Annotated in this window: 20 protein-coding genes and 1 pseudogene; 12 read left to right on the forward strand and 9 right to left on the reverse strand. The window is 66.2% G+C overall.

Annotated features, from left to right (window positions below; translation table 11 throughout):
* The 3 genes from H3O04_RS36095 to H3O04_RS12565 all read left to right on the forward strand — a co-directional run.
* Positions 1-743, forward strand: a 743-nt coding sequence (locus tag H3O04_RS36095; RefSeq protein ID WP_237666263.1) for a DUF2345 domain-containing protein, incomplete at its 5' end; no start/stop codon positions are given.
* A 12-nt stretch (positions 744-755) separates the two neighbouring features.
* A complete protein-coding gene (locus H3O04_RS36100; protein ID WP_237666264.1) occupies positions 756-3,032 on the forward strand; it encodes a flagellar hook-length control protein FliK in 2,277 nt (758 codons plus the stop codon).
* Positions 3,029-3,685 carry a hypothetical protein gene (locus H3O04_RS12565; RefSeq protein WP_237666265.1) on the forward strand — a complete coding sequence of 219 codons (657 nt, stop codon included), beginning with the start codon at positions 3,029-3,031 and terminating at the stop codon, positions 3,683-3,685. The genes H3O04_RS36100 and H3O04_RS12565 overlap by 4 nt, the downstream gene beginning before the upstream one ends.
* A 246-nt stretch (positions 3,686-3,931) precedes the next feature.
* On the opposite strand, the gene H3O04_RS12570 is transcribed toward H3O04_RS12565, so the two are convergent.
* From H3O04_RS12570 to H3O04_RS12585, 4 genes are all read right to left on the reverse strand, one after another.
* The gene (locus H3O04_RS12570) at positions 3,932-4,882 is read right to left on the reverse strand and encodes an OmpA family protein (protein WP_054928313.1); all 951 of its coding nucleotides are present in this window, start codon (positions 4,880-4,882) and stop codon (positions 3,932-3,934) included.
* Between the two features lie 4 nt (positions 4,883-4,886).
* Positions 4,887-5,876, reverse strand: coding sequence for a type VI secretion system-associated protein TagF (gene tagF / locus H3O04_RS12575; protein WP_006477085.1), 990 nt, complete (start codon positions 5,874-5,876; stop codon positions 4,887-4,889).
* Positions 5,873-9,817, reverse strand: a complete 3,945-nt coding sequence (gene tssM / locus H3O04_RS12580) for a type VI secretion system membrane subunit TssM (protein WP_202587806.1) — start codon at positions 9,815-9,817, stop codon at positions 5,873-5,875. The genes tagF and tssM overlap by 4 nt, the downstream gene beginning before the upstream one ends.
* A gap of 302 nt (positions 9,818-10,119) precedes the next feature.
* Positions 10,120-10,965: a M15 family metallopeptidase gene (locus H3O04_RS12585; RefSeq protein WP_011546566.1), complete on the reverse strand. Its 846-nt coding sequence runs from the start codon at positions 10,963-10,965 to the stop codon at positions 10,120-10,122.
* A 121-nt stretch (positions 10,966-11,086) separates the two neighbouring features.
* Between H3O04_RS12585 and H3O04_RS12590 the strand changes: the two genes are divergently transcribed.
* The gene (locus H3O04_RS12590; RefSeq protein ID WP_175684018.1) at positions 11,087-12,079 is read left to right on the forward strand and encodes a phage tail protein; all 993 of its coding nucleotides are present in this window, start codon (positions 11,087-11,089) and stop codon (positions 12,077-12,079) included.
* A gap of 211 nt (positions 12,080-12,290) precedes the next feature.
* Entirely contained in the window at positions 12,291-13,319 is a 1,029-nt protein-coding gene (locus H3O04_RS12595; RefSeq protein ID WP_011546564.1) for a transporter, read from the forward strand.
* Between the two features lie 22 nt (positions 13,320-13,341).
* Here H3O04_RS12595 and H3O04_RS12600 read toward each other — a convergent pair.
* Together H3O04_RS12600 and H3O04_RS12605 are read right to left on the reverse strand one after the other, a co-directional pair.
* Positions 13,342-13,488, reverse strand: a pseudogene (locus H3O04_RS12600) (DUF1427 family protein); the annotation flags it as partial.
* Between the two features lie 27 nt (positions 13,489-13,515).
* On the reverse strand, positions 13,516-14,493 hold the full coding sequence (locus H3O04_RS12605; RefSeq protein ID WP_202587819.1) for a quinone oxidoreductase family protein: 978 nt from the start codon (positions 14,491-14,493) through the stop codon (positions 13,516-13,518).
* A 163-nt stretch (positions 14,494-14,656) separates the two neighbouring features.
* On the opposite strand from H3O04_RS12605, the gene H3O04_RS12610 reads away from it, so the two are divergent.
* Positions 14,657-15,577 (forward strand): LysR family transcriptional regulator, encoded by a 921-nt coding sequence (locus tag H3O04_RS12610; RefSeq protein WP_202587807.1) that lies wholly within the window; start codon positions 14,657-14,659, stop codon positions 15,575-15,577.
* Positions 15,578-15,699: 122 nt separating this feature from the next.
* Here H3O04_RS12610 and H3O04_RS12615 read toward each other — a convergent pair whose 3' ends face one another.
* Positions 15,700-17,868: a M1 family metallopeptidase gene (locus tag H3O04_RS12615; protein WP_023475745.1), complete on the reverse strand. Its 2,169-nt coding sequence runs from the start codon at positions 17,866-17,868 to the stop codon at positions 15,700-15,702.
* A gap of 17 nt (positions 17,869-17,885) precedes the next feature.
* Between H3O04_RS12615 and H3O04_RS12620 the strand changes: the two genes are divergently transcribed.
* The 5 genes from H3O04_RS12620 (at position 17,886) to H3O04_RS12640 (ending at position 21,744) form a co-directional block, all read left to right on the forward strand.
* A complete protein-coding gene (locus tag H3O04_RS12620; RefSeq protein ID WP_154233672.1) occupies positions 17,886-18,095 on the forward strand; it encodes a hypothetical protein in 210 nt (69 codons plus the stop codon).
* Positions 18,096-18,511: 416 nt separating this feature from the next.
* Complete coding sequence (locus tag H3O04_RS12625) at positions 18,512-19,006, forward strand: LEA type 2 family protein (protein ID WP_027811727.1); 495 nt, start codon at positions 18,512-18,514, stop codon at positions 19,004-19,006.
* A 155-nt stretch (positions 19,007-19,161) separates the two neighbouring features.
* Positions 19,162-19,494, forward strand: coding sequence for a YegP family protein (locus tag H3O04_RS12630; RefSeq protein WP_011546557.1), 333 nt, complete (start codon positions 19,162-19,164; stop codon positions 19,492-19,494).
* A 136-nt stretch (positions 19,495-19,630) separates the two neighbouring features.
* On the forward strand, positions 19,631-20,764 hold the full coding sequence (locus H3O04_RS12635; RefSeq protein ID WP_202587808.1) for a methyltransferase: 1,134 nt from the start codon (positions 19,631-19,633) through the stop codon (positions 20,762-20,764).
* A gap of 89 nt (positions 20,765-20,853) precedes the next feature.
* Positions 20,854-21,744 (forward strand): class I SAM-dependent methyltransferase, encoded by an 891-nt coding sequence (locus tag H3O04_RS12640; protein WP_202587809.1) that lies wholly within the window; start codon positions 20,854-20,856, stop codon positions 21,742-21,744.
* Positions 21,745-21,783: 39 nt separating this feature from the next.
* On the opposite strand, the gene H3O04_RS12645 is transcribed toward H3O04_RS12640, so the two are convergent.
* Positions 21,784-22,356 (reverse strand): DUF1415 domain-containing protein, encoded by a 573-nt coding sequence (locus H3O04_RS12645; RefSeq protein ID WP_202587810.1) that lies wholly within the window; start codon positions 22,354-22,356, stop codon positions 21,784-21,786.
* A gap of 77 nt (positions 22,357-22,433) precedes the next feature.
* Positions 22,434-23,054, reverse strand: coding sequence for a TetR/AcrR family transcriptional regulator (locus H3O04_RS12650; RefSeq protein WP_011546554.1), 621 nt, complete (start codon positions 23,052-23,054; stop codon positions 22,434-22,436).
* A gap of 219 nt (positions 23,055-23,273) precedes the next feature.
* Here H3O04_RS12650 and H3O04_RS12655 point away from each other — a divergent pair, with 219 nt between their 5' ends.
* Positions 23,274-24,557 carry an MFS transporter gene (locus tag H3O04_RS12655; protein WP_027811730.1) on the forward strand — a complete coding sequence of 428 codons (1,284 nt, stop codon included), beginning with the start codon at positions 23,274-23,276 and terminating at the stop codon, positions 24,555-24,557.
* Positions 24,558-24,568 lie beyond the last annotated feature (11 nt).

Consider the following 24,568-nt stretch of genomic DNA (forward strand, 5'->3'; position numbering starts at 1 on the left):
ATGCCAATGCGTTCAAGGAACCCGTGATGCTGTTCGCGAGCCCGGCGGGGATCGGGATGGCTTCGCAGCAGTCGGTGCATCTGGCGAGCGAGCAGCAGACCAATATCGTCAGCGGGCAAAGCACGTTCGTGACCAGTGGGAAATCGCTGATCGCCGGCATCCGGGATCGCATCAGCCTGTTCGCGCAGAACGCCGGGATGAAGCTGTTTGCCGGGAAGGGCAAGGTCGAGGTCCAGGCGCACGCGGACAATGTCGAGCTTACCGCGCAGAGGACGCTGAAGATGCTGGCGGCGACCGAGAACGTCGACGTGGCCGCCAAGCAGGAAATCCTGCTGACCTCGGGCGGCGCGTATATCCGGATCAAGGGCGGCAACATCGAGATTCACGCGCCGGGGAAGATCGATTTCAAGGGCGCGCAGCACCAGTTCGCCGGGCCGACGAGCATGCCGTATACGCTGCCTGCTCTTCCAGTGTTGGTGACGCCACAGGTGTATAGCCAGCGCGTTGAAGTCAAGCGGATGTTGGGTCAGGAATTCGGCATTCCGCTCGGGCGTGTACCTTACGCATTCAAGGATGAATCAGGCGCAGTCGTGAGTAGTGGATTGTTGGATTCGAACGGCATGACGAGCCGTGTTTTTACTCGAAACGAATCGAACTTGAAGCTGTATGTGGGCGATGACCCGTGGCGAATGTTTATCGACTCGGCCCACTTCGCCGAACACGACGACACGACACAGGTTTAAGGATTGCAGACAATGGCGACCAATTCTGACGACGCACCAACGCGACTGTTCCCGCCGAGCGAGCAAGGGGACAATATCGACGATGTGAAGGCAAATGCCCCCAATGACATGGGTGTAACGGAGGCAATGCCATTTGACTCCAATGCTGTAGAGGCTGGGCCGGCGCATCAGCAGGAACAAATGACCGAATCTTCCGCGGTCTCGTCGGTGCCGCCTGCGGCCGACCAGAATACGCCGATCGATCAAGCTGTCCAGAGCATCCCGGCTGCGCAAAGTGCTTTGGATGGCGTAGATAAGGGGGATGCAAACAGCAAGACGAGTGAACAGCAGACGGAACAGGCTGATGCAGTCACTTTGCCAAAAATCGAATGCCGTTTCATTGGCCTTGACGGTAGCCCAATTGATGGATTGAGATATCGACTGCAGTCGGGAAGTATCATCGTCGATGGCGTAACCGACTCTGATGGACTGGCGGCACCAGTCAGCATTTATGCACCCGGCGCAGATTGCTCCATCTCAGTCAAGACGGACGCCGGCGCTTATAAGCAGGTGGCGGGTTTCACGGTTCCTAGCGTGGACAGTACGATCACGATGATGAGCCCGAGTATGCTCCTCAAGACGTCGACCCAGTTGCATGGCGGGGCGGAGGACGATGTGCACAAGGAGCCTCCATCGCAAACCCAAGTGGATGATGGCGGTGTGGAAGCTCATCCCGCGTATGCAGACGATGCCGGTGGAGGTACGCTGCAAAAGACACCGGTCTCGACTGCCTCAGCTGCGTCGGACGGCGCGGCAACCTCCCCACCTCCCGTAGGTGCGTCGACTTCGTCGATGGATGCGACAGCTGCGCAATCCACCGGTACTGCTGCGAGCCCCGCGCCCACTCAATCGCCGGGAATGTCGTCAGGGGCGGCGAACACATCGTCTACGCGGACGGCCTCCGCCACTCAGCCGACGCCAGTGAGTAAGCCGTCGACGAGTACGAGGACATCGATGGCTAAGCCGGCCGGAACGAAGGGAGGGGCCGGCAGGACACCCACTGCGTCGACCGTTGCGACAAAGCGAGATTCGGTCGGACATCCACAGGCGCAGCCGGAAGAGACGTGGAGCGATTGGGCCGGGCATAAGATCAATGCTGCTTGGCATTTCATAGAGAACTGGCTCGGGATGGATACGAACCCAGTCGCGGGAAAATCGGCAGGCTCAGCGAGGCCCGCAGCGTCCGCTTCTTCGACCGCTTCTGAGCAAGCCGCAAAGGTCGATCTTGGCGCAGTCGCAAAGAAGATGAGCGACATCGCTGAGGAGCAGACGACATATGCGATGCCATCGTCGTCCACGGTCGTGAACCTCAAGCAGATTGCAGACGGCACAATCCAGTATGGAACCAAGGAAACGAAGAAGTCGCGTGGTCAGTGCTACATGTACGTTAAGGTCGCGCTCTGGAAAGCAAACGCGATCAAATTCGTCCGCGAAAAGAACGGTACGTTTGCCGGAGCAGGCGGCAGCTATGCGAAGGTGGCCGGAGCATTTCTGGAGTCGCAGGGTTTCGTCAATGTTACGAGCCAATTGCCCGACGCGCGTTGGGCGTTGCCCGGCGACGTGATCGTATACCACGTGATGGGCGATGCTGAAACCGCCGACGGGAAAGGCCAACCAGGTCATATCGACATCCGTACGTATCACTATTATGTCAGCGATTTCAAGCGCAATTATCTATGTGTCAGTGGTGCTGGTCCTGGTAAGACCCGGCACTTTTATGAACCGATTGGAATCTACAGGAAACAAGGCTTCAGTGACCCGCTGCCGCTTGCGCGCATGAAGGCATTCCTGAAGATCATCCGCAGCCGGGAAGCGAAGACGTTCCTTGAACTGGCTGGGGACGCGAAGACGTATTACGCGTCCCAGGGCGTATACACGCTGTCAGGTGCGCTCAAGGATTTGTCGACGTACCCAGATGGCGCGCATCATCAAGGCGCGTATCAGATGACTAAAGCTGCATGGCTCGCCGGGCAGCGACCGGAGCAGGGTGCTTTGCCTGCCGACTTTCAGCCCGCTACCCAGGATCGCTACGCGGTGTTTTTAATGGAGGGGCGTCCTGGCCGCTTCGACAAGAGCGGTCAGCCGCAACCCACGGCTCTTGGTTACGTCAGAACGGGCGAGATCGAGAAAGCCGTAGCATTGCTGCGCAACGAATGGGCATGTATGCCTGGCACGAGTCAAGATCAAGGCTACACAATGGCGCAACTCAAGGCCGATTTCGATAAGTATGTTAAGGAGTTCAGTAATTGAAACTGCGTGCGTCGTTGTTCCTGTCGATATCGATGCTGGCCTGGGGCGCGGCATCGGAGGCTCAGGTGGCTCGCGTTGCAGCGGCGGACGCCGCGCAGATCGAGGCGACCGTCAAGCAATACTACTCACTGTCACACGCTGACGCGTCGTGCCGTTTCAGCCGTACCGACGACAACGGCATGCCGCTGGACCCCCGCGTGCATCACCGCGCGTATCGCGACGCGCAGTATACGAGGACATTCAAGACGGTCTTTTCTCATGCACTGTTTGCGCTGATGAAAAGAACGTGCGTCGATTCCGACAAGGTGACTGGAATGCTCGACGTACGCTTGTCCGACTCCGAGATCGACAGCGATCCATCGAACTATGGCAACGACGTGCGAATGAAGGTGACGCGTCCCGTGAGGATACTGGCCGCGGATCCATCGCGCGTCCGAGTCCGTGTCGACTGGTCCGAGATGGTGAAGGGCGCCCGCAAGCCTTATTCGGTGGGGCGCTCGGACGTCATCCTCGTCAAGGAAGGCGACGCTTGGTTGATCGACGACGTTTATTCACTGGGTGTGGCGGATGGACCGCCGTCGCAGCTCGATATGTCGATCCAGGATTTCGAGCAGTCGCCGGGCGTTGTCCGTCTGCGTGGGAACGCGCCGTAGCGCATGGTGAGCGGCGGCTGAGGTCGCCCTCACAAGGTGGTGGCTGCCCCCAAGCCCCCCGCAACCCGCTGCCCGATCCCGGGATTCGACCGTACGCATTGCGCGCGTCCAGTCGAGTGGCCCGTGATCTCATTCGCGACCGGCCGGCAGATCGCCAAAATCAGGCAAGACCCGGCCGGCGCGCAATGCAACGTTCATGTCCATCGTCAAGCGTCGAACACGGGCCCGCACAATCGCCGCCCTCGTTCACTGCCCCACCCGGAACTCGATCCGCCGATTCCTAGCCCTGCCATCCGCCGTATCATTCGGCGCAATAGGCTGATCCGGGCCCACCCCCGTCGTCGTCATCTGCTGCGGCGGAATGCTCTTCGTGATCAGATACCCCTTCACCGCATCCGCGCGCGCCTGGCTCAGCGCGATGTTCGACGTCCGGTTCCCCGAGTTGTCGGTGTGGCCGATGATGTCGACCGTGCGGTTCTGCATCTTCGCCAGCGCGGCCGCCATCTGGTCGAGGATCAGCTTGCCCTGCGGCGTCAGCGTCGCGCTGCCGGTCTCGAACTCGATCGTCCGGTTCGCGAGCGTCTGGTCGAGCACGCCCTGTTCGGACGCCGACACGCGCAGCCCGTTCTTGATCGTGTACGTCGGGTTCAGCGTGTTCGCCATGTCGCTCGCGAGCTGCTGGCGCTGCGCCTCGTTGTGCACCTCGCCCTTCATCTCGATCTGCGTGCCGTTGATCTTCAACTGGCCCTTGCTGATCTGCTTGAGCTGCGCGCCGAGCAGCTTCTGCACGTTCGCGCTCCAGTTCGGCGGCGTCGCGACGTCGCCCACTTCGACCTGGTCGACGACGTTCGTCGCGCCGTAGGTATCGCGCAGCTTCTGCAGCACGGCGGCCTTGGTCGCCTCGTCGGGCACCTTGCCGCCGACCACCACCTGGCCGGGCGTCGCGTTCGCGGGCGGCGGCGCGATCGTGCCGGCGGTGCCGTGCACCACCGTGCCGGACGCGCCGCCGGCGTTCGGGTTCGCCTGCGGCAGCGCGGTCGTCGCGACCGTGCCGTTGCCGACCGGCGTGACGGTCGCGCCCGTGTTCTGCGCGAAGGCCGCGCCGCTCGCGACGAGGCCGGCCGCGAACAGCGCGGCGAGGGTGGGCGAGACGGCGGCCGACAGGCGCGCGCGCCGGACCTGAATCGTGCGATGCATGCCGTCAGCCTCCGATGAACGCTTCGCGGAACGCGTCGATGGCGACGCGCAGCGAGAGTTGCGGTTGTTCGAGGTAGCTGACGAGCTTGCTGATCTGATGATCGTTTTGCGCATGGGCGTCGATCCACTCGGGATCGTCGATGTCGATGTTGTGGGCGGCGTAGGTCTGCGGGTCGACGACGCTCAGCAGCGTCTTCGCCGACGCGCCGTTGAAGCCGATGACGAGCCGTTCGCGTTCGGCGATCGTGCCGATGAAGATCGCGAGCTCGAAGTCGGCCTGCGCGACGAACGGCGCGATCAGTTCGAGCCAGAACGCGGCGACGAGGCTGCGGTAGAACGGGTCGACCGGCAGCGGCAGCGTGAGGCCGCGCTCGATGTGCGACGAGCCGCTCTGCATTACCGGGCGCAGCAGCGAGCCGAGCGCGAGCATCGCGCCGCGCAGCCGCACCGGATGACCGCTTTCGAGCAGCATCTCCTGCAGGCCGTACAGCGTCTGGTGTTCGACGAAATCGTTGAAGGTGCCGTCATGCGACGTGCCGGGGCCGCCGATGTCGATCGGCACCTGCGTGTCGCCGAGCGCCTGCAGCGCGCCGGGCGGCTCGTCCTTGCCGAGCAGCGGCGGGATCTGCGCGGCGACGCGCGACCACAGCCGCGCGAACGCGAGCGGGCTGCGCGCGAGGAACGCGAGCGGCCGGTCGACCTCGAGCGCGGTCGCGCCGAGGAACGGGAAGCGGCGCATCGACACGTCGTGGCTCGCGACCATGTGGCCCGCGATCGCGAGCTTGCTGCGCGAGCCGAGGAACGCGAAATGCATCGGCTTCGCGTCCTCGTAGACGATCTTCCAGCGCGGATCTTCCGCGAGCAACTCCAGCGCCTGCGCGATCCAGCGATCGAGCGTCTGCAGCAGTTGCGGATTGTGCGCGCTCTTCACGAAGTCGCCGCGCGACGGAATCTTGCCGAAGTAGGCGATTTGCGCCTGTACGGTTTGCGTCATTGCGCCCTCTGTGCATTCGTTGCGTTGGCGGCCGCGACGGCCGGCGCGGCGCCCGGCGTGCCGGTGCCGGCTTGCGTCGCGTTCTGCGCGGCGCCCGCGCTCGCGTCGGCGACCGACGACGGCAGCTGCAGGCCGCGCAGGCTCTGCTGCTGCGGCTGGTCGCCGCCACCGGCCGACGGTTGCGACGTGCTGATGATGCGCATCGTCACCGACACGTTCACGCTGCCCTGTGCCCACGTCAGGTCGAAGGTGCCGTCCGGACGGCGCTTGCGCTGCGCCGAGTTGATCAGCTTCTCGAGACCGTAGCGGCCCGGCTCGTTGACGAGCTGCACCGTGCGGCCGTCGAAGGTCGTCGCGGACAGCGTCGCGCCCGGCGCGCCCTGCGGGTTCGGCCACACGAAGTTGGTCCACTGCGGCGGCGTGTTGCGGTAGCGCAGCTGCTGGCCGTCGATCGCGATCGTGTATTCCGTCGTGCCCGTGCTCGGTTGCGGCAGGATCTGGAACACGGTCTGCGGTTCGGCCGACGCGGCCGCGCTGCCGGCGGCGCCGCCCGCGAGCGGCGCGACCCAGCGTGCGAAGCCGTTCGTGAAGTCCGGCGTGAGTCCGATGCCCATGTCGCCCCACGTGCGGGCGGCGAGCGTGTCGCCGCGGCGCACCGCGAGCGGCCCGAGCGTCGTGCCGACGAACTTCGCGATCGAGCCGTCCGGACCGAACACCTGCGCGATCTCGCCGGCGCCGGCCTCGACCTTCGCGTTCGCCGCGAACGGGTACTTGGTCGCGAGCGAGCTCTGGAACGGCTGGTAGACCTGCGCGTTCCACACCTTGTTGACTTCGGCGCTGGCCGGCTGGATCACGACCGCGAACGCCTGCATCAGCGGCCGCACCAGCAGCGGGCGCAGCGACTTGCGTTGCGAATCGGTCAGGCCCGTCAGCATCTGCTCGTCGACGAGCTTGAGCGAATCGGCGAGTTCCGAACCGTTGCCGTCGAGCGTCTGCTGCATCAGCTGGCGCGCGCCCGGCCCCGGGTCGCCCTGGTTCTTGATCACGTTGAAGCGCGTGCGGACCTTCGACAGCGACTCCATGTAGCCCTTGAGCATCGACGTGCCGTCATGCGTCGCGACGATCCGCGCGAGCCCGACGAATTCCTGGCCGATCGGGCCCATCGGCACCTCGGCCGGATTGCCGTTGATGTCGATGTTGGCTGCCGCCATCTGGCCGGCCTGCGAGCGCGTGAACAGTTGCTTGACCCAGTTCACGACGCCCGTCTGCGCCTTCTTGATCGTCACGTTCGCGAGCGACGGGTTGTCCCACGACGTCTGGTCGTATGCGGTCTCGAGGATCTTGCGGATCGGCGAGTCCTGCGGGTCGCCGAGGCGGTTCATCCCGTCGACGGCCTGGCCGAAGCTGGTGAAGCCCTGTACCGCGATGCCCTGCATGAACTTCTGCCAGTGCTGCGCGTACTCGGTCTTGTACATGCCGACGAGCGTCTTCTGGATCTGCTCGGGGCTGCCCTCGAGCGTCAAGTCGTCCTGCGTCGACGTGTTGAGCACCCAGTCCTTCGCCTGCAGCTCCTTGGTCGCCGCATCGCGGATCGCCGGCTGCACGTAGTCGAACCACGCTTCGCGCGTGAACGTGCCCGGAATCGCGTAGCTGCCTGCCACGAGCCCCTGGTTGCCGTCGCCGACGATGCGCGCGATGGTCATCGGCGCGAAGCGGGTCGACGCGCGAGCCTTGATTTCCTCGTAGACGCGCTGGCGGGCCGGCATGCCGCGCACGACGCGGCGCAGGTTCTCGCGGGTCTGGTCGACGAGCGCGAGGTTCGCGTCGATCATCGGCCAGTCGTCGTCGTTCACGCGCGACAGGTAGAACGAGATCATGCGCTCGGCGCTCCGGATCATCTCGTCGCGCGGCATGTTGCCGCGATTCGTCTCGAGCCAGCCGCGCCAGAAGCGGGCGAGCTGGTCGGTCAGGTGCGCCTGTTCGACGTGACGCTTGTCGGACAGCATCAGGTAGGTCTTCAGCGCGTTGTATGCGTCCTGCACGTTGGTCGGCGACGCGTCGCTGTAGAGGCCGCCCTGCGGCGCGGCCGCCTGTTGCGGGGCGGCGGCCGGCGCGGTGCCGGATGCGGCCAGCACGGCGCCGGCTTGCGGCGCGGCGCCTGCCGCGTTCGTCGAGACCGGCAGCGTGCCGCCCTGCACGGCGCCCGATTCGGGCGGGCGCGTCATCGGCACGAGCTGCTCGGGGCGCGCGTTCACGTCCTTCATGAACGACGCGAGGTTCTGCGACACCGGGGCCAGCAGGATCTGGCGCACGCCGTTGTAGTACTCGGTCAGCAGGTGCTGCTCGAGACGGTCGCCCTGGTACAGGCCGAGCGACACCGACAGCGGCTTGTCGCGGCGGAACTGTTCGAGCTGCTCGATCCGGTCCTCGATGATGTCCATCGCCTGCAGGCGCGACTGCAGGTCGTTGCGGCCCTGCTGCAGGCGCGTGACGTTGTCGAGGTCGGCCTGCACGTTCGCGACGAGTTGCTGGTTGCCGATGGTCGACCAGGTCCAGCCGCCCAACGCCAGCGCGAGCGCCGCGACGAAGCCGAAGAAGGTCGCGTAGCGCAGCCGCGTCTTGGTCGGGCTCGCGAACTGGCGCACCGTCTGGCGGTCGGCGAAGATCACCTTCGAGAACAGGTCGCGCAGGAAGAAGCCGTTCTTCGAGAACGCGCTGTGCGGTTTCGGCAGCGCGCTGCCGTCGAGGCCGAAGCGGTGCGCGATGCGCTGCGCGGCCGCGCTGTTGGTTTCGCCTTCCTGCAGTGCGCTGGTGAAGTAGAAGCCGCGGAAGATCGGTTTGTACTGGAACGGGTTGTTCTCGAACAGTGTCGCGAGGAACGCGCGCAGCGACGGCTTGATCGTCGAGAATTCGAGCGGGAAGCTCAACTGGCCCGGCGAGAGCTGGTTGCCGCGCGACAGCGACAGCTGCGCGACGCTGATTTCCTTCAGCCCTTCGTAGAGTTCCTCGAAGTGCGTGTCGAACTGCGCGACGACGTCGCGCTTGTCGTCGGGCTCGTAGGGCAGGGTGGCGCCCCACACGCGGTCGTACTCGTGCTTGTCGCTGCTGCTGAAGAATTCGGTGAAGCCGGTGATCAGGTCGGCCTTCGTGAACATCACGTAGACCGGCGCGAACACTTCCAGCTTTTCGGTCAGCTCCTGAACGCGCTGACGGAGGTTCTTCGCGAGGTTGATCGCGAATTCGGGGCGGTTGCCGGTGAGTTCGGCGATGCTGGCCGTGACGATGATGCCGTTGATCGGCGCCTTCGGACGGTAGCGCTTGAGCAGCCCGAGGAAGCCGAGCCACTCGCTGCGGTCTTCCTCGTGCACCGAATAGCGGCCGGCCGTGTCGAGCAGGATCCCTTCGGTCGTGAAGAACCAGTCGCAGTTGCGCGTGCCGCCGATGCCGTGGATCACGGCGCTGTTCTTGTCCGCGAACGGGAACTGCAGGCCGGAGTTGAGCACGGCGCTGCTCTTGCCCGCGGCCGGGTTGCCGATCACGATGTACCACGGCAGCTCGTACAGCGCGGAGCCGCCCGACACCTGGCCGATCTTCGACGTCTTGATCGTCTTCACCGCATCCGACAGGCGCGTGCGCAGCACGTCGAGGTCGGCCGTCTTCGCGTCCGGCGCGAGCGCCGCGGCGGCCGGTGCGGCGATCTTGCCGGTTTCCGCCTGCTCTTCCAGCACCTGGCCGAGCTGCTGGTTCGCGCGCTTCACGCGCCAGCGGCGCCACAGCGCGACCACGAGCCACAGCGCGAGGACCGCCGCGAACGCGAGCGCCGCCCACAGGAGCGGCAGTTGCAGCATGTCGGCGACGATGAACAGAATGGCCGCTAGCGCGACGATCCCGACGATCGAGAGCGTACGCGGATGAGTCAGCACGTTGAGGATGCGTTGCATAGGACGTTCAGGGTTCCGGTGCGATTCGGTGAGGCGACGCAGGCGCGTCGAGCGGCAAGGGTGGCGCCGCGATGTGTCGCCATGCTGTCAAACGGGGTGAAGGAGGCTGGCATCAATGCGCTCGCGGCATCGGAGAAGGCGCGCGCATTAACGAAAGGACGCTGTGAGATTTAAAACGGAAGCGGCGGCCGGAAAAAATCGCGCACCGGAATGCCCGATTGTTTGCGCCGCCCAAATCGTTTCCTGCCGGGTGATTAAAAAGCCCCATGCCGCCCTCATTATTTCTTGTCCGGCAGCCCTGACTAGCTGCCGCGTCCCAGTTTAAAACCGGGTTTATGGTATTCCACGTGCCCGAGATCCATCATTTTCCATCGGCCGCCCCAGGTCAGGCCGACTTGCTCGGCGACCTGGCCGTACAACTGGTAGCCGCGCATCGCCCACGGATCTTTCTCGGAAATGACCAGCTTGCCGTCGCGCAGGAATGCGTTGTCGGCCGCCAACCCGAACTGGTGATAACTCTGGAAGGCCGCCGCATTGGTCACGTTCGTGCCCATCTGCGCGAGCCGGTTCTGTCGTTCCGGGCTCCGGTAGCCTTCCAGCAGCGCCATTTCATAGCCATGTTGTTCGTGCATGATCTTGTAGACCAGCAGCAAACGCGTACGGAAATCCGGGTCCAGCAGGTTCCAGTCGCGGCTTGCATCCTTGAGCGCCGGGCGGATCTGTTCGACTTCCTTCGTGGCAAAGACTTCCGGCGGCAACGGCGGCGGCGGCACGAGTTGTTCGCCCTGCAACAGCGCGGCGATCTTCTCGTCGGGCACGCGCGCCGTGTCGTCGTACTGAAATAATTGCCGACCGCGTAACGCAATGGCCACCAATGGCGGCGTCGCAAGAATACCTGCCGACACCATAATCATCAAGCGCCGCCGAACCAGTAAATTTTGCACGTCGCTTAATGCGCCGCGCGTCACGGTTGCCGATTTAACAATTTGACTGCGCGTGCGTGCGGCGCGCTCGTTCGCACGGCGCGTCAGACGGCCGTGAAACTGGGCCACGGATTCGAAAACGGTCGCGCGGATACCCGGTAAAAGCAACAGTGCCGCAACGGCGACGGCGAGGGTGAAATAGGCGACGAGTGCGACGGCAATCAAAGAAATCCCCGGAAATTGGAATTGATTGTGTTTTGCAATGCTTGCTCTTAGAATCAGGCTGCTTCGAGAGGCCGGGCTATATTATCGCGGTGAATTAAACCAGGATTCAATGAGACGCTGAATGAGTGCGCCGGAAAATTCAAATTCGAAAACTCCGCCCAGCCTGCTGTCCGATACTAAACCGGCAGGCGAGGGAGGACCTCGGCAGTCGCGCATTCTCGCGGATCTGGAAGGGCGTGTCACGCCGCCCGCCGAGCCGCCGCGCCGTTCGCTGAAGGCGCCGATCGCCGCCGTGGTGGCGTTGGTCGTGGCCGTCGGCGGCTGGGGCGCGTGGCGCATGCAGCAGTCGTCGGGCGAACCGCACGTCGCGGTGGCGGCCGCGACGGCACCCGCGGCGGCTGCGCCGGACAAGGCCGCGCCGGCCAGCGGCGGCGCCGTGCAGGTTGCGCAGAACGGCGCGTCCGCCGCATCGGCCGCGCAACCGGCCACGATCGTCAACGACGACTCGGCGTCCCAGACCGTTGCATCCGCATCGGCTTCCGCCGCCTCCGCGGCGGACAACAGCCGGCTGTCGCGCGCGCTCGCCAACGGCGCCGACGATGGCTCGGGCACGGCGGCGGCAGCTGGCGTCGCCGCAACAGCGGCGGCCGCAGCGGCGACGACCAAGACGGCGAAGGCCGACGCGTCGAAGAGCACGAAGGTCGCCGCTCACGGCAAGACCGACACGAAAACCGAGGCGAAGGCCGACACGAAGGCCGAAGCCCGCAAGCATCGCAAGGAACAGCAGGCCGAGCTCGCGCAGGCGAAGAAGCGCCGCGAAGCGACGCCGACCCGAACCGCGAAGGCGGCCGGGAAGGACGATCCGGATGCCGACCTGCTCGCCGCGCTCGTCGCGCGCACGAAGCCGGCCGACAAGAAACTCGCCGCCGAGAAGGCGCAGGCCGTGCCGACCAAGGCGTCGGCAACGACCGGCGGCTCGCTGGCGTCGCGCGTGAAGGCGTGTTCGGAACGCGGTTTCTTCGAGGATCAGCTGTGCCGCTGGCGCGTGTGCGACGGCCACTGGGGCAAGGACCCCGCGTGCCCGAGCGCCGCGCAGTCGGAGACGCGGCAGTAACGCATGCCGCGCGCGTCACGAGGTCTTTCTTGTCAGCGCCGCCCATTGGGCGGCGCGTTGTTTTTGGGGCAGGAGAAGCTGCCGGTATGATGCCGTGTGACACTGTCACGAGCGCGTCACGCCCGTCGGGCATACGTCTCCTTTCTTTTCCCGGCGCGGGCCCGCGACCCGCGATGTGCGGCGCGCCGCGCGCCGCACCACCTTCGACACGATGGACCTGATCGTACAGACTTACGGCGCCGACACGTCCGGCATGGTGTGCGGATTCCGCTTCGATCCGGGCGGCGCCGGCGCGATGCTCGATGCCGACGCGGCCGCCGCATGGCTGCGCACCTGCCGCGAGCACGGCGCGGCCGCATCGGGCGATTTCGTCTGGCTGCATTTCAATCTGGCGCACGGCGCGAGCGAGCGCTGGATGCGCACGCATCTCGGGTTGCCCGACAGCTTCTTCGAATTCCTGCACGAAGGCTCGCGCTCGACGCGCATCGAGCAGGAAGACGGCGCGTTGCGCGCGATCGTCAACGACGTGATGTTCAACCTCGAGCTCACGCCGTCGGAGATCGCGACGCTGTTCGTCCACGTCGAGCGGCGCATCATGGTGACCGCGCGGCTCAAGCCGCTGCGCTCGGTCGACACGCTGCGCGCGTGCGTGCGCGACGGCGAGCAGTTCCGCTCGCCCGCGGAGCTGCTCGTGCACCTGCTGCGCGACCAGGCCGACCTGCTGATCCAGATCATGCGGCGCACGAGCGTCGACGTCGACCGCATCGAGGATCGCTTCCTGTCGCAGCGGCTCACGTCGAGCCGCATCGAGCTCGGCGCGATGCGCCGCACGCTGACGCGCCTGCAGCGCATGCTCGCGCCCGAACCCGGTTCGATCTTCCGCCTGCTCGCGAAGCCGCCCGCGTGGCTGCATACGGAAGACGTGCAGGAGCTGCGCGAGTCGACCGAAGAGTTCTCGCTGGTGCTCGCCGATCTGGCGGGGCTCAACGAGCGCATCAAGCTGCTGCAGGAAGAGATCGGGTCGCGCCTCGACGAGCAGAACAACCGGACGCTGTTCACGCTGACGCTCGTCACCGTGATCGCGCTGCCGATCAACATCGTCGCCGGCTTCTTCGGGATGAACGTCGGCGGCGTGCCGTTCTCGGAGAACAAGCACGGCTTCTGGCTGATGGTGCTGCTGGTTGCCGGCTTCACCGCGCTGGCCGCGTGGTGGGCGTTCCGGCGCCGCGACGATCGCTAGCGCGCCATCGGGCGACGCATCAACGCAGCAGCGCGATTGCGCGTTCCCCGATCACCATCCCGAGCAGGCCGACGAGCGCAACGAGCGGCGGGGCCGGCGAGCGCACGTGCAGCAGCGCGTACAACACACCGACGCCGACGCCCACCGCGAGCGAGGTCACGTAATCCATCATGGCGGTCTCCCGTGGGGTTCGGTGTCAGGGCTTGAGGATGACGCGCGCGCGCGCACCGGCCAGCACCGCGCGATACGCGTCGTGCGCACGCTCGAGCGGGTACACGTAGTCGTCGCCGATCGGGAACGGGCGCAGCGTCCCGTTGCCGAAGCCGGGCGCGAGCGTGTCGAGGATCTGCGCGACCGCGGCCGGGCCGAGCTGCAGCGAATCGATGCCCACGAACGTGTGCTGGCCGCGATAGAACGCGAAGATGTCGAATGGCGCGCTGCGCTCGATCGTCGAGATGAAAATCTGCCGCGCGCCGATCGCCATCGACGCGTTCGCCGCTTCGAAATACGGGCTGCCGACCGTGTTGTAGACGATGTCCGCGCCGTGGCCGCCGGTCAATTCGCGTACCGCGTCGGCCACCGTCCGGCTCGATGCGTCGATCATGGGGACGTCGCCCGACGCATGGCCGCGATAGTCGCCGGGCCCGCGCTCGACGCCGATCACGGTCGCGCCGCGCGCGGTGGCGAGCTGGATCGCGGCCTGGCCGACCTTGCCGTTCGCGCCGAACACGAGCACGACGTCGTCGGCCGTCGGCATGCCGGCCCGGCGCAGGCCCTCGTATGCGGTGACGAACGGCACGCCCACGCCGGCCGCCTCTTCGAGCGTCAGCACGCCCGGCTTGCGGCGCACGTGCGCGGCGTCCAGCACGAGCCATTCCGCATGCGAACCGTCGCGCCCGACGCCGAGATCGCCGCCCGAGCCCCACACCGGCGCGCCGATCCAGTTGTCGGGGCCGCTGCGCACGATGCCGGCCCAGTCGCGCCCCGGCGTGCGCGGCCACACCGCATGCGGCATGCGGCCGAGCGCGGCCTTCACGTCGCTCGGGTTCACGCCGGCCGCGCGCACCTCGATCAGCATCTGGCCGTCGGCCGGTACGGGTGGGGCGATGTCCCGGACGCGCGCGTCGAGCGACTCGATGTCGGCGGCGGGGGTGTCGAAGCGGATGCTGCGCATGATGATCTCCATGAACGATGCCGGCCGCCCGGCCCGGCGGGCACGGCGCGTGCGGCGGATGAAACCGGTGAATGCAGTCTAGTGGGCCCTGTTTGACGCGGAAACGTGCAAAGGCGGATGATTGCTTTGCGTTTTCCGCATAGCCAAATTCGCAGGCTCACGAATGGACGACTTCCTTTCCCCGCACCTCGCGCTGTTCGTCGACGTGGTCGACCAGCAGAGCTTCTCGGCGGCCGCGCGCCGGCTCGGCGTCGCCGCGTCGTCGGTCACGCGGCGCATCGACCGGCTCGAGACGCAGCTCGGCATCCGTCTCCTGCATCGCACCACGCACGCGCTGCGGCCGACCGAGGCCGGGCAACTGCTGTACGGGCGTGCGACCCGGATGCTGGCCGAGCTGCGCGGATTGCAGGAAGACCTGCACAGCCAGCACGACGAACCGGGCGGGCTGCTGCGCATCGACTGTCCGGCGCCCTTCGGCCGGCGGCACCTGATGGCCGCGCTGGCCGCGTTCATGCAGCGCTATCCGGCGCTGCAGGTCGACCTCGTGCTGACCGACAGCATGGTCGACCTGCAGGGCGCGCGGCTCGGCTCCGACGTCGATCTCGCGGTGCGCATCGGCCCACTCGAGGACACGCGTTTCGTCGCGACGGTGCTGGCGCCGCAGCGGCGCGTGCTGTGTGCGAGCGCGGCCTATCTCGCACGGTGCGGCGAACCCGCATCGCCCGACGCGCTCGCCAGCCACGACTGTCTCGCGTGGCATGGCGCGCCGCCGCCCGGCGCGTGGCGCTTCGGCGAGCGCCGTCACGTGCCGGCGCAACCGCGGTTTCGCAGCAATCATTCGGAAGCGTTGCTCGAGGCGGCCATCGACGGGCTCGGTCTCGCGCACCTGCCGACCTGGCTCGCGGCGGACGCGCTGCGCGACGGACGGTTGCGCGCGCTGCTGCCGCAGTACGCGGCGGCGCCCGAGCAGGCGACGATTCACGTGCTGCGCCAGCAGGCGCGCGGCAGTGCGCGCACGTCGCGGCTCGTCGCGTTCCTCGCCACGTGGTTCGCGCAGCCGGCGTGGGACGCCGCGTGGGCGTGACGGCGAACGAACGCCGCGCCCCATGAAAAAAGGGCCTCGCATGCGAGGCCCGTCAACAGGTCGGAGAAACCGGTACGCCGGCCGGCGCCGCGGGGCGCGCGGTACCGGCCGGACGCGCACCGTTACTGCGTCACTACCTTGCGCGGCTTGAAGAGGCCCTGGTATTGCCGTGCCGGACGTTCCTTCGTCACCGCTTCGATGCCGCCGAAGGTCGGCGTCTGGCGCAGCTTCATCGCGGCCGGCGAAGCGACCGAACCGATCGACGTCGAGCGCGAGGCCGGCGCGAGGTTGTTCGCGACGAGCAGCGCCGCTTCGCTCTTCAGGTTCGCCAGCAGCACCGGATCGGTCGAGTTGTTCACCTGCGTGAGCAGCCCGCTCCAGGCCGTGTCGCTGTAGTTCACGACGTAGTAGTCGAGACCGCTCGGATCGGCGACCACGCCCGTGCAGCCTTCGATCCGCGTCTGCGCCTGCGTATCCTTCAGCGCGAGCGTCGTGCGTTTCGCGAGACCCTGACCGTACGCGAGCGTGATCGGCACCGTCCACTGCAGGCCCGGATACGCGTTCTTGTTCGGGAACGGCTGCTGTTTCAGCGTGACGACCGTCTGGTTCTTCGTCAGGTCGCACTGCGTGTCGAGCGAGATCAGCGGCACGCCGGTCTGACGCACGTAGCTGTCGCCGATCGGGCCGACCGCCTGGCCGCTTTCCTTCGACAGCGCATCCCACAGACGCTTCGGCGTCCCGTTGCCGAACGAGTAGTCGACCAGGTACTGCTGCAGGCCCTTACGCAGCGTCTGCTCGCCGAGATAGTTCTCGAGCGTCTTCAGCACGTGGCCGCCCTTGTCGTACGTGAACGCGCTGGCGCTCAGCACGAAGTCGTTCGACGCCCAGTCGTTGAAGTTTGGCGCGACCGGGAACGCGTTCGGGCCGATGTCGCGATTGATCACGCGATACTTGTTCTTCACCTGGTCGAGCCAGCTGAACTCGTTGGGGAAGAACTGGATCGTCGTCTTCGTCTCGAAGAACGTCGCGAACGATTCGTTGAGCCACACGTTGTCCCACCAGTCGGTCGTCACGAGATCGCCGAACCACTGGTGCGCCACTTCGTGCGTCAGCACTTCGTTGCCGTAGTGCGACATCGGCTGGCCCGGCTGCGGCAGGATGTCGTCGGCGAACTCGAGGATCGAGCCCCAGTTCTCCATCCCGCCGAAGTTCAGGTCCTTCTGCTCCTTGAACGCATCGTTCGCGGCCACCGTGTCGAACTTCGTGAGCGGCAGCGGGATGCCCGTGTAGCGGTAGTAGTAGTCGAGCGCCTGCTTGGTGCGGTCCATCGCCGGCTTCGCCCACTCGCTCATGCCCGGCGGCGTGAACACGCGCAGGTGCAGGCCGCCCTTGCCGCCCGGCAGCGGGCTCGTGAAGTCGTCCTCGTAGGTGTCGAACAGGCCGCCGCCGAAGAACAGCAGGTACGACGGCATCGGCGGGGTCTTCTCGAACTGCACGAGCTTGTAGCCGCCGCCGACGTTGGTCGACGGCTTCTCGGCCGCGTTCGACACGACGCGCCAGCTTTGCGGCACTTCGGCCGTCACTTCATAGGTCGGGCGGAACGCCGGCTCGTCCCAGCCGGGGAACCACTGGCGCGACAGGTTGGTTTCGCCCTGCGTCAGGATCGCGCCGCTCGTCTTGCCGTCGGTGCCCTTCAGGTCGACGCGGAACACGCCTTCCGCGGCCGAGCAGCCCGGATACGGATCGTCGCCGCAGCTGCCGCCCGTCTGCGTGGCCGGATCGTCGTACGACTTGAAGTTGATGATGCCCGACCACTCCATGTGCAGCGAATAGTTGCCCGGCGCGATCGTGCCGGCGACGGGGCGCAGCTGATAGAAGTCGCCCTTGTCCTGCGGCGTCGCGATCAGCTGGATGTTGCCCGGCTGCAGCGTGATGCGGCCGTTGGTGAACTTGATCCGGTGGCCGGCGATCACGATGTTGTTGACCGGCTTCAGCACCTTGATTTCGACGTCGGCGCGGCCGTCGAACGCGTTCAGCGCGTCGTTCGGGCGGAACCACAGCCGGTAGTTCACGGGCACCACGGTGTCCGGCAATTCGACAGGCGAGACGCTCTTGTCGACGTTCGATGCGCTCGGCGGCGCGGTGACGGCGGGCGACGAGCTGGTATGCGGCGCGCCGGCGGAGCTGAGCGCGGAAGCGGAGCCCGCACCGCCGTCGTCGCCGCCGCACCCGGCGAGCGCGAGTGCGGCGACGAGCGGCAGATAACGCATCTTGCGAATATGAATCGACATGACTGAAACCTCGATTGTTGAAAGAATCGTTCAGTGCTGCGAAAACGCCGGCAAAAGCAATCCCCTCGCCGTTTAATCAACAGCGAAAAAATGCCAATGACGGATTATTCGAAAAGACGGCGGCCGACTACGTAAAGGTAATCATGGTTTACTGCCCCCTCTGGATTTTCCGGATGTCGGTTAACTGGCCGGTTCAAAATGGCCGGGCGCGTGTTGTACTGAATTGATTTCGCGCGCACGACACGGGGCCGCACGCCCGACGCGGGCGCGCAATCCCTTTGAACCGACGACCTACGGGGCTGGCCGGGCCAGTCCGCAGGACGGAAGGACAGCGTGTCGCCGTCCCGTAAATTCGCCGTCATGCGGCTTCAAGGTTTGTCGGCTTGCTCCAAGGATGCGTAAATATACTTGATGGTTTTGGGTAAAGGAAACGAAAAATTTAGAAAGAGTATCTATTGAATTCCGGGCGCTTCATTGAATGCTGAAAGTCATTAATGCGTTTTCCGTTTGGCCGGTAATTTCGTAGTTTTAATCTATTAACGATCTTGCGGTGCTGCAAAAACTACGAAACCCGGTGACGGTTGGCATGGTCGGTACAATGCATCGACGACCCGTTCACCGATTGCCGCGAGGAGACTGTCCCATGCCACGAGCCCTGTTCCATATCGCGCCGCTGCGCACCGTGTTGCTGCTGTTCGCGGCCGTGTTCCTGCTCGGCGGTTGTGCAGGCTTCACGCGCGAGCCGGTGCGCGTGTCGGTCGCCGGGCTCGACCCGCTCGTCGGGCAGGGCCTCGAGATGCGCTTCAGCCTGAAGTTGCGCGTGCAGAATCCGAACGATGCGCCGATCGACTACGACGGCATCTCGGTCGCGCTCGACCTGAACGGCACGCCGTTCGCGAGCGGCGTCAGCGATCGGGCGGGCACCGTGCCGCGGTTTGGCGAGGCCGTGCTCGACGTGCCGGTTTCGGTGTCGGCCTTCGCGGCCGCGCGGCAGGCGTGGAACCTGCCCGGCGCGGCCGCGAACGGCGAGCTGCCGTACGCGCTGCGCGGCCGGCTCGCCGGCAGCGTGCTGGGCACCGTGCACTTCAACGATGCGGGCACGCTGCGCCTGCCGACCATGCCGGGGTGGGGCGGGTAGGCCGTTCGGCCTGAATTCAACGTCGGTCAAATGTGTCTGAAAATTCACTATTTGACAGTCTTTAATGCTTATCTCTGTGGAATCTCGATTTTGGTCGGCGCGCCCCCTTACACTTGTCGATGTCCGAGGGTCGGACATTCTTTTAGGGGAAATCCATGGCGGCAAAATTCGAGCTCAAGAAGGCCGTGAACGGCCAGTACTACTTCCACCTGAAGTCGGCGAACGGCGAGATCATCCTCGCGAGCGAGCGCTACGAGGAGAAAAGCGGCGCGAGGAACGGGATCGCGTCCGTGCGGGAAAATGCGCCGCTCGACGAGCGCTACGAGCGCAAGCTCGCGCACAACGGTGAGCCGATGTTCAATCTGAAGGCAGCCAACCACCAGATCATCGGCACGAGCGAGACGTACAAAACCGTGCAAGGCCGCGAGAACGGCATCGCGGCCGTCAAGCGCGATGCGCCCATTGCGGAAACCGTCGATCTCGGCTGATCGACGATTGCGCCGCGGCGAACGCTCTCGGGCGGCCGTCGCGGCGCCCGTTTTGCCGGGTCGGGCAAAGCGCGGTATGGTGTGGTCCGCGCGGCGAATTCTCGCCGCCGCTGAAGTCAACCGTAACCGAGTTCGCGTGACCGATTTCCCCGTTTTCCACTGGACCGACGCCGACGGCGTCGATCATGCCGTGCGCTGGCGCTCCGAAGCCGGCGTACAACCGCCGAAGCGCGCGGTGCCCGCCGACGACCGCCTCACCGCCGACGCGGCCTACCGTCTCGCGTGCGAGGGCACCGCGCTCGTCTGGCAGGGCGACTTTCAGAATGCGCGCCAGCTCGTGCAGGCGATGGCGCGCCGTGTCGAACGCAAGCCGAAGAAGGCGAAAGCCGCGGCCGGCGTCGAAGCATTCAACCTGCATCGTCTCGCGCAATCGCAGCGCGCCCGCACGCTCGGCATGCTGCTGATCCCGCTCGACGCCGATTACACGATCCCGCTGCGCCGTGCGCCCGACGTGCGTGCGGCCTGCGAGGAGGCGTACGGTCCCGGCGGCGCGCCGTCGGTCGTGTCGCTGCGCGAACTGCTTGGCCTCGTCGGCGCGCACGAGTGGCGCAAGAAGGGCGTGCCGATCCCGGCGCTCGGCGGCGCGCCGATCTATCCGCATTACGGCGTGTTCTCGCCGGTGCGCGGCGAATACGTGGAGCTCGTCGCGCGTGCGCCGCTGCCGGCGACGTCGCTCGCGTTCGATATCGGCACGGGCACCGGCGTGCTGGCGGCAGTGCTCGCGTCGCGCGGCGTGGAGCGTATCGTCGCGACCGACCAGGATTCGCGCGCGCTCGCCTGTGCGCGCGAGAACGTCGCGCGGCTCGGTCATGCTGGCCAGGTCGAGATCGTCGAGGCCGATCTGTTTCCGGCCGGCCGGGCGCCGCTCGTGGTCTGCAATCCGCCGTGGGTGCCGGCCCGGCCGAGCGCGCCGATCGAATACGCGGTCTACGATCCCGACAGCCGCATGCTGCGCGGTTTCCTGGCCGGGCTGGCCGCGCATTTGGAGCCGGGCGGTGAAGGCTGGCTGATCCTGTCCGATTTCGCCGAGCATCTCGGCCTGCGGCCGCGCGAAACCCTGCTGCAATGGATCGACGAAGCCGGCCTCGTCGTGCTCGGCCGCGACGACATCCGACCCGCGCACCCGAAGTCGACGGACGCCGACGATCCGCTGCATGCGGCGCGTCGCGCCGAGGTCACGTCGCTGTGGCGGCTCGGCGCCCGGGCCTGACCGCGTATTTTCGGTAAACTGTCGCCATTCCTCACGAATTTCCGCCGCCGGGCCGTGGTCGACCGACCGTGGCCCGGCGGCGCTTCACGATGTCGAACAAGACCCACGAAATCCGCCCGGAGCAGTCCGTCGAGCTGCTGAAGGAACTGCACATCCTCACCCGCGACGGCAAGCTGAACCAGGACAGTCGCCGCAAGCTGAAGCAGGTCTATCACCTGTTCCAGTTCATCGAGCCGTTGCTCGCCGGCGTGCAGGCCGACAAAGGCCACGTGACGCTCGTCGATCACGGCGCCGGCAAGTCGTATCTCGGCTTCATCCTGTACGACCTGTTCTTCAAGCAGCAGCCGGGGCACGGCACGCCGGCGTTCGCGTCGCACGTGTACGGCATCGAGACGCGCGAGGAACTCGTCACGCGCTCGACCGAACTCGCCGCGCGGCTCGGGTTCGGCGGCATGTCGTTCCTGAACCTGTCGGTCGCCGATTCGATCACGTCGCCGCAACTGCCCGACACGGTCGACGTCGTCACCGCGCTGCACGCGTGCGACACCGCGACCGACGACGCGATCCGCTTCGCGCTCGCGAAGCGCGCGCAGCACATCGTGCTGGTGCCGTGCTGCCAGGCGGAAGTCGCGGGCGTGCTGCGCAAGAACAAGGGCAAGTCGCTCGCGAATGCGCTGACCGAGGTGTGGCGGCACCCGCTGCATACGCGCGAATTCGGCAGCCAGATCACCAACGTGCTGCGCTGCCTGCAGCTCGAGGCGCACGGCTACCAGGTCAGCGTGACCGAGCTGGTCGGCTGGGAGCATTCGATGAAGAACGAGCTGATCATCGCGCAGTACAAGAACCTGCCGCGCCGCAAGCCCGGCGAGCGGCTGAACGAGATCCTCGGAATGTTCGGGCTCGCCGAGCTGAACGAGCGCTTCTTCGTCGCGCAAGCCGCTGCGGCGGGCGACGCCGCCGTCGAGCCGACCGAAGGCTGACGGCGCGGGTGCGCGGGCATGGCGCCCGCGCGGCACACGTCACACGTCGTCGCCCGGCCGGCGCATCCATTGGCGCCAGCCTTCGTGGCCGAGGCGGCGCAGCGTTTCCTGATTCTTTTCGTAGATCGCGGACGCGTCCGGGAACGCGTCGACCGCGCGCGCGATGCTGTCCTCGCGCAGCAGGTGCAGGATCGGATACGGCGCGCGGTTCGTGTAGTTCTCGATGTCGTCGGGTTCGGTGCCGTCGAACTGGTATTGCGGATGGAAGCTCGCGATCTGCAGCACGCCGTCGAGCCGCAATTGCCGCACGAGCCGCTCGGCGAAGAACAGCGCATCGTTGTAGTCGACGAAATCGGCGAACGCATGCGGGTAGATCACGAGCGTCGTATCGATCTGCTGCGGGTCCGCCGCGTCGAGCAAGCGCAGCTCGGTTTCGAGTTCGGCGAGCGCGTCCTCCAGGGTCGTCGCTTCGCTGATCGCGTAACGCACCTGTTCCTTCACGTAGACGCTTTTCGCGAACGGGCACAGATTGAGCCCGATCACCGCGCGCGCGAGCCAGTGCCGCGTGGCGGCGAGGATGTCGTCGTGCGAGTCGGGGCGGGTGTCGGTCATCGTGATACCAGTCGGGCGGAAGGGCTATGAGGGCCGCATTGTAGCGGGGCGCGCCGCAGGCGAACCCGCGCGGCCCGTCACGCGCAGGCGGCTTCGATCAACTGCGTGACGAGCGCGGGCGCGCTGCCGATCGGCGTTTCGCCGTGCCGGTAGGTCTGGCTCGCCGCGTAGATGCCTTCGACCACCAGCGCGAGCGCATCGGCGAGCGCCTTCGGCTGCCGTGCGCCGGCGCCTTCGCACAGCGCGACGAGCCGTTTCATCAGCTGTTCCTTGTTCTGCGCGACGCGTTCGCGCGCCGGGTGCGACGCATCCGGGAATTCTGCGGCGACGTTGACGAACGGGCAGCCGCGGTAGTCCTTTTGCGTCGCGCGCTCGGCGAGATCGACGAAGTACTGGATCAACTGCGCCTTCGGCTGCCCCGGATGCTTCGCGGCGCTCGTGTCGAGCCGCTCGAAGAAGCACGCGTCCATGCGTTCCAGATACGCGAGGATCAGCTCGTCCTTCGACGAGAACTGCCGGTACAGGCTCATCTTGTTGACGCCCGCGCGCTCCACCACCGCCTCGACGCCGACCGTGCGCACGCCTTCCTTGTAAAACAGCTCCTCGGCGGCACGCAGCAGGTGCTCCTGCGCGGTGGCGCCGTCGATCGGCCGGCGTGTGCGCCGCGCCGGCGGCTTGGCGACCTCGATGCCCGACATGATGACCCTCGACTACGTAATGGATTGCTTGACATGTTACCGACTGGTAACTACGATCGCAACACACTTGTGACCGGTCGGTAACAATCGCGGCCGGATCAACAGACGAATGCCAAGCATCGGCCCGGGTCAGCCGATGTTGAAATGCGCGGCGGAGGTGGCCTGGTCGGGGCGGGGCAGGTGCAATGGCACCGCAACCGCCAACTGGAGAACGCGAAGATGAACTGGGCAGTGACACGAATCGGCGGGCGCTTCCATTACGGATGGCTCGCGGCGGCGGTGGTATTCCTGATCCTGCTGGCGGCAGCCGGCACACGCGCGACGCCGAGCGTGCTGATGGTGCCGCTCGAACGCGAACTCGGCTGGAGCCGCGCGGCGATTTCGCTGGCGATTTCGGTGAACATCGCGCTGTATGGTCTGACGGGCCCGTTCGCGGCCGCCGCGATGCAGCGCTTCGGGCTGCGCCCGACGATCCTCACCGCGCTGGTGACGATGAGCGCGGGCGTCGCGCTGTCGTCGATGATGACGCAGAGCTGGCAGATGGTCGTGATCTGGGGGCTGATGGTCGGCTGCTCGACGGGCGTCGTCGCGCTGACGCTGTCCGCGACCTTCGTCACGCGCTGGTTCCATGCGCGGCGCGGCCTCGTGATGGGCATCCTGACCGCGAGCACGGCCACCGGCCAGCTGGTGTTCCTGCCGATGCTCGCGGCGATCGCGCAGCGCCACGGCTGGCGGCCGGTCGTGCTGGTCGTCGCGGTGGCGGCCGCGATCGTGATTCCGCTCGTCGCGTTCCTGCTGCCCGAGCGGCCGGCCGACGTGCGGCTGCGGCCGTACGGCGAGCCGGCCGATGCGCCGCCCGCGCCCGACGCGACCAAGGAGAACCCGCTCGCGGTCGCGTTCCGCACGCTGCTGATGGCGAGCCGCTCGCGCGATTTCTGGCTGTTGTTCTTCAGCTTCTTCATCTGCGGCGCGAGCACCAACGGCTACGTCGGCACGCACCTGATCGCGATGTGCAGCGACTACGGGATGACCGAAGTGCAGGGTGCGTCGCTGCTCGCGGCAATGGGCATCTTCGATCTGTTCGGCACGACGCTGTCGGGATGGTTGTCCGACCGTTACGACAACCGCGTGCTGCTGTTCTGGTATTACGGGCTGCGTGGGCTGTCGCTGATCTATCTGCCGCATGCGTTCGGGATCGACTTCTTCGGGCTGCCGCTGTTCGCGATGTTCTACGGGCTCGACTGGATCGCGACCGTGCCGCCCACCGTGCGGCTCGCGACCGACGTGTTCGGCAAGGCCGCGGCGCCGGTCGTGTTCGGCTGGATCGTGGCCGGCCACCAGCTCGGCGCGGCATTCGCGGCGCTCGGCGCGGGGCTGCTGCGCGCGAGTCTCGGCACCTATACGATCGCGTCGATGATCTCGGGCGGGCTGTGCATCATCGGGGCGCTGATCGTGCTGCGGATCAACCGCGGCCCGTCGCGCGCGGCGGCGCAGGCAGCCTGATCGGGGCGCGT

The sequence above is a fragment of the Burkholderia sp. KCJ3K979 genome (assembly GCF_016759955.1).
Lineage (GTDB): Bacteria > Pseudomonadota > Gammaproteobacteria > Burkholderiales > Burkholderiaceae > Burkholderia > Burkholderia orbicola.

Coding starts and splice junctions, on each gene's coding strand:
- H3O04_RS12570 (WP_054928313.1), bottom strand. CDS start 4,882: ATGCATCGCACGATTCAGGTCCGGCGCGCGCGCCTGTCGGCCGCCGTC.
- H3O04_RS12590 (WP_175684018.1), top strand. CDS start 11,087: ATGAGTGCGCCGGAAAATTCAAATTCGAAAACTCCGCCCAGCCTGCTG.
- H3O04_RS36100 (WP_237666264.1), top strand. CDS start 756: ATGGCGACCAATTCTGACGACGCACCAACGCGACTGTTCCCGCCGAGC.
- H3O04_RS12605 (WP_202587819.1), bottom strand. CDS start 14,493: ATGCGCAGCATCCGCTTCGACACCCCCGCCGCCGACATCGAGTCGCTC.
- tssM (WP_202587806.1), bottom strand. CDS start 9,817: ATGCAACGCATCCTCAACGTGCTGACTCATCCGCGTACGCTCTCGATC.
- H3O04_RS12655 (WP_027811730.1), top strand. CDS start 23,274: ATGAACTGGGCAGTGACACGAATCGGCGGGCGCTTCCATTACGGATGG.
- H3O04_RS12640 (WP_202587809.1), top strand. CDS start 20,854: ATGTCGAACAAGACCCACGAAATCCGCCCGGAGCAGTCCGTCGAGCTG.
- H3O04_RS12610 (WP_202587807.1), top strand. CDS start 14,657: ATGGACGACTTCCTTTCCCCGCACCTCGCGCTGTTCGTCGACGTGGTC.
- H3O04_RS12625 (WP_027811727.1), top strand. CDS start 18,512: ATGCCACGAGCCCTGTTCCATATCGCGCCGCTGCGCACCGTGTTGCTG.
- H3O04_RS12595 (WP_011546564.1), top strand. CDS start 12,291: ATGGACCTGATCGTACAGACTTACGGCGCCGACACGTCCGGCATGGTG.
- H3O04_RS12630 (WP_011546557.1), top strand. CDS start 19,162: ATGGCGGCAAAATTCGAGCTCAAGAAGGCCGTGAACGGCCAGTACTAC.
- H3O04_RS12645 (WP_202587810.1), bottom strand. CDS start 22,356: ATGACCGACACCCGCCCCGACTCGCACGACGACATCCTCGCCGCCACG.
- H3O04_RS12650 (WP_011546554.1), bottom strand. CDS start 23,054: ATGTCGGGCATCGAGGTCGCCAAGCCGCCGGCGCGGCGCACACGCCGG.
- H3O04_RS12615 (WP_023475745.1), bottom strand. CDS start 17,868: ATGTCGATTCATATTCGCAAGATGCGTTATCTGCCGCTCGTCGCCGCA.
- tagF (WP_006477085.1), bottom strand. CDS start 5,876: ATGACGCAAACCGTACAGGCGCAAATCGCCTACTTCGGCAAGATTCCG.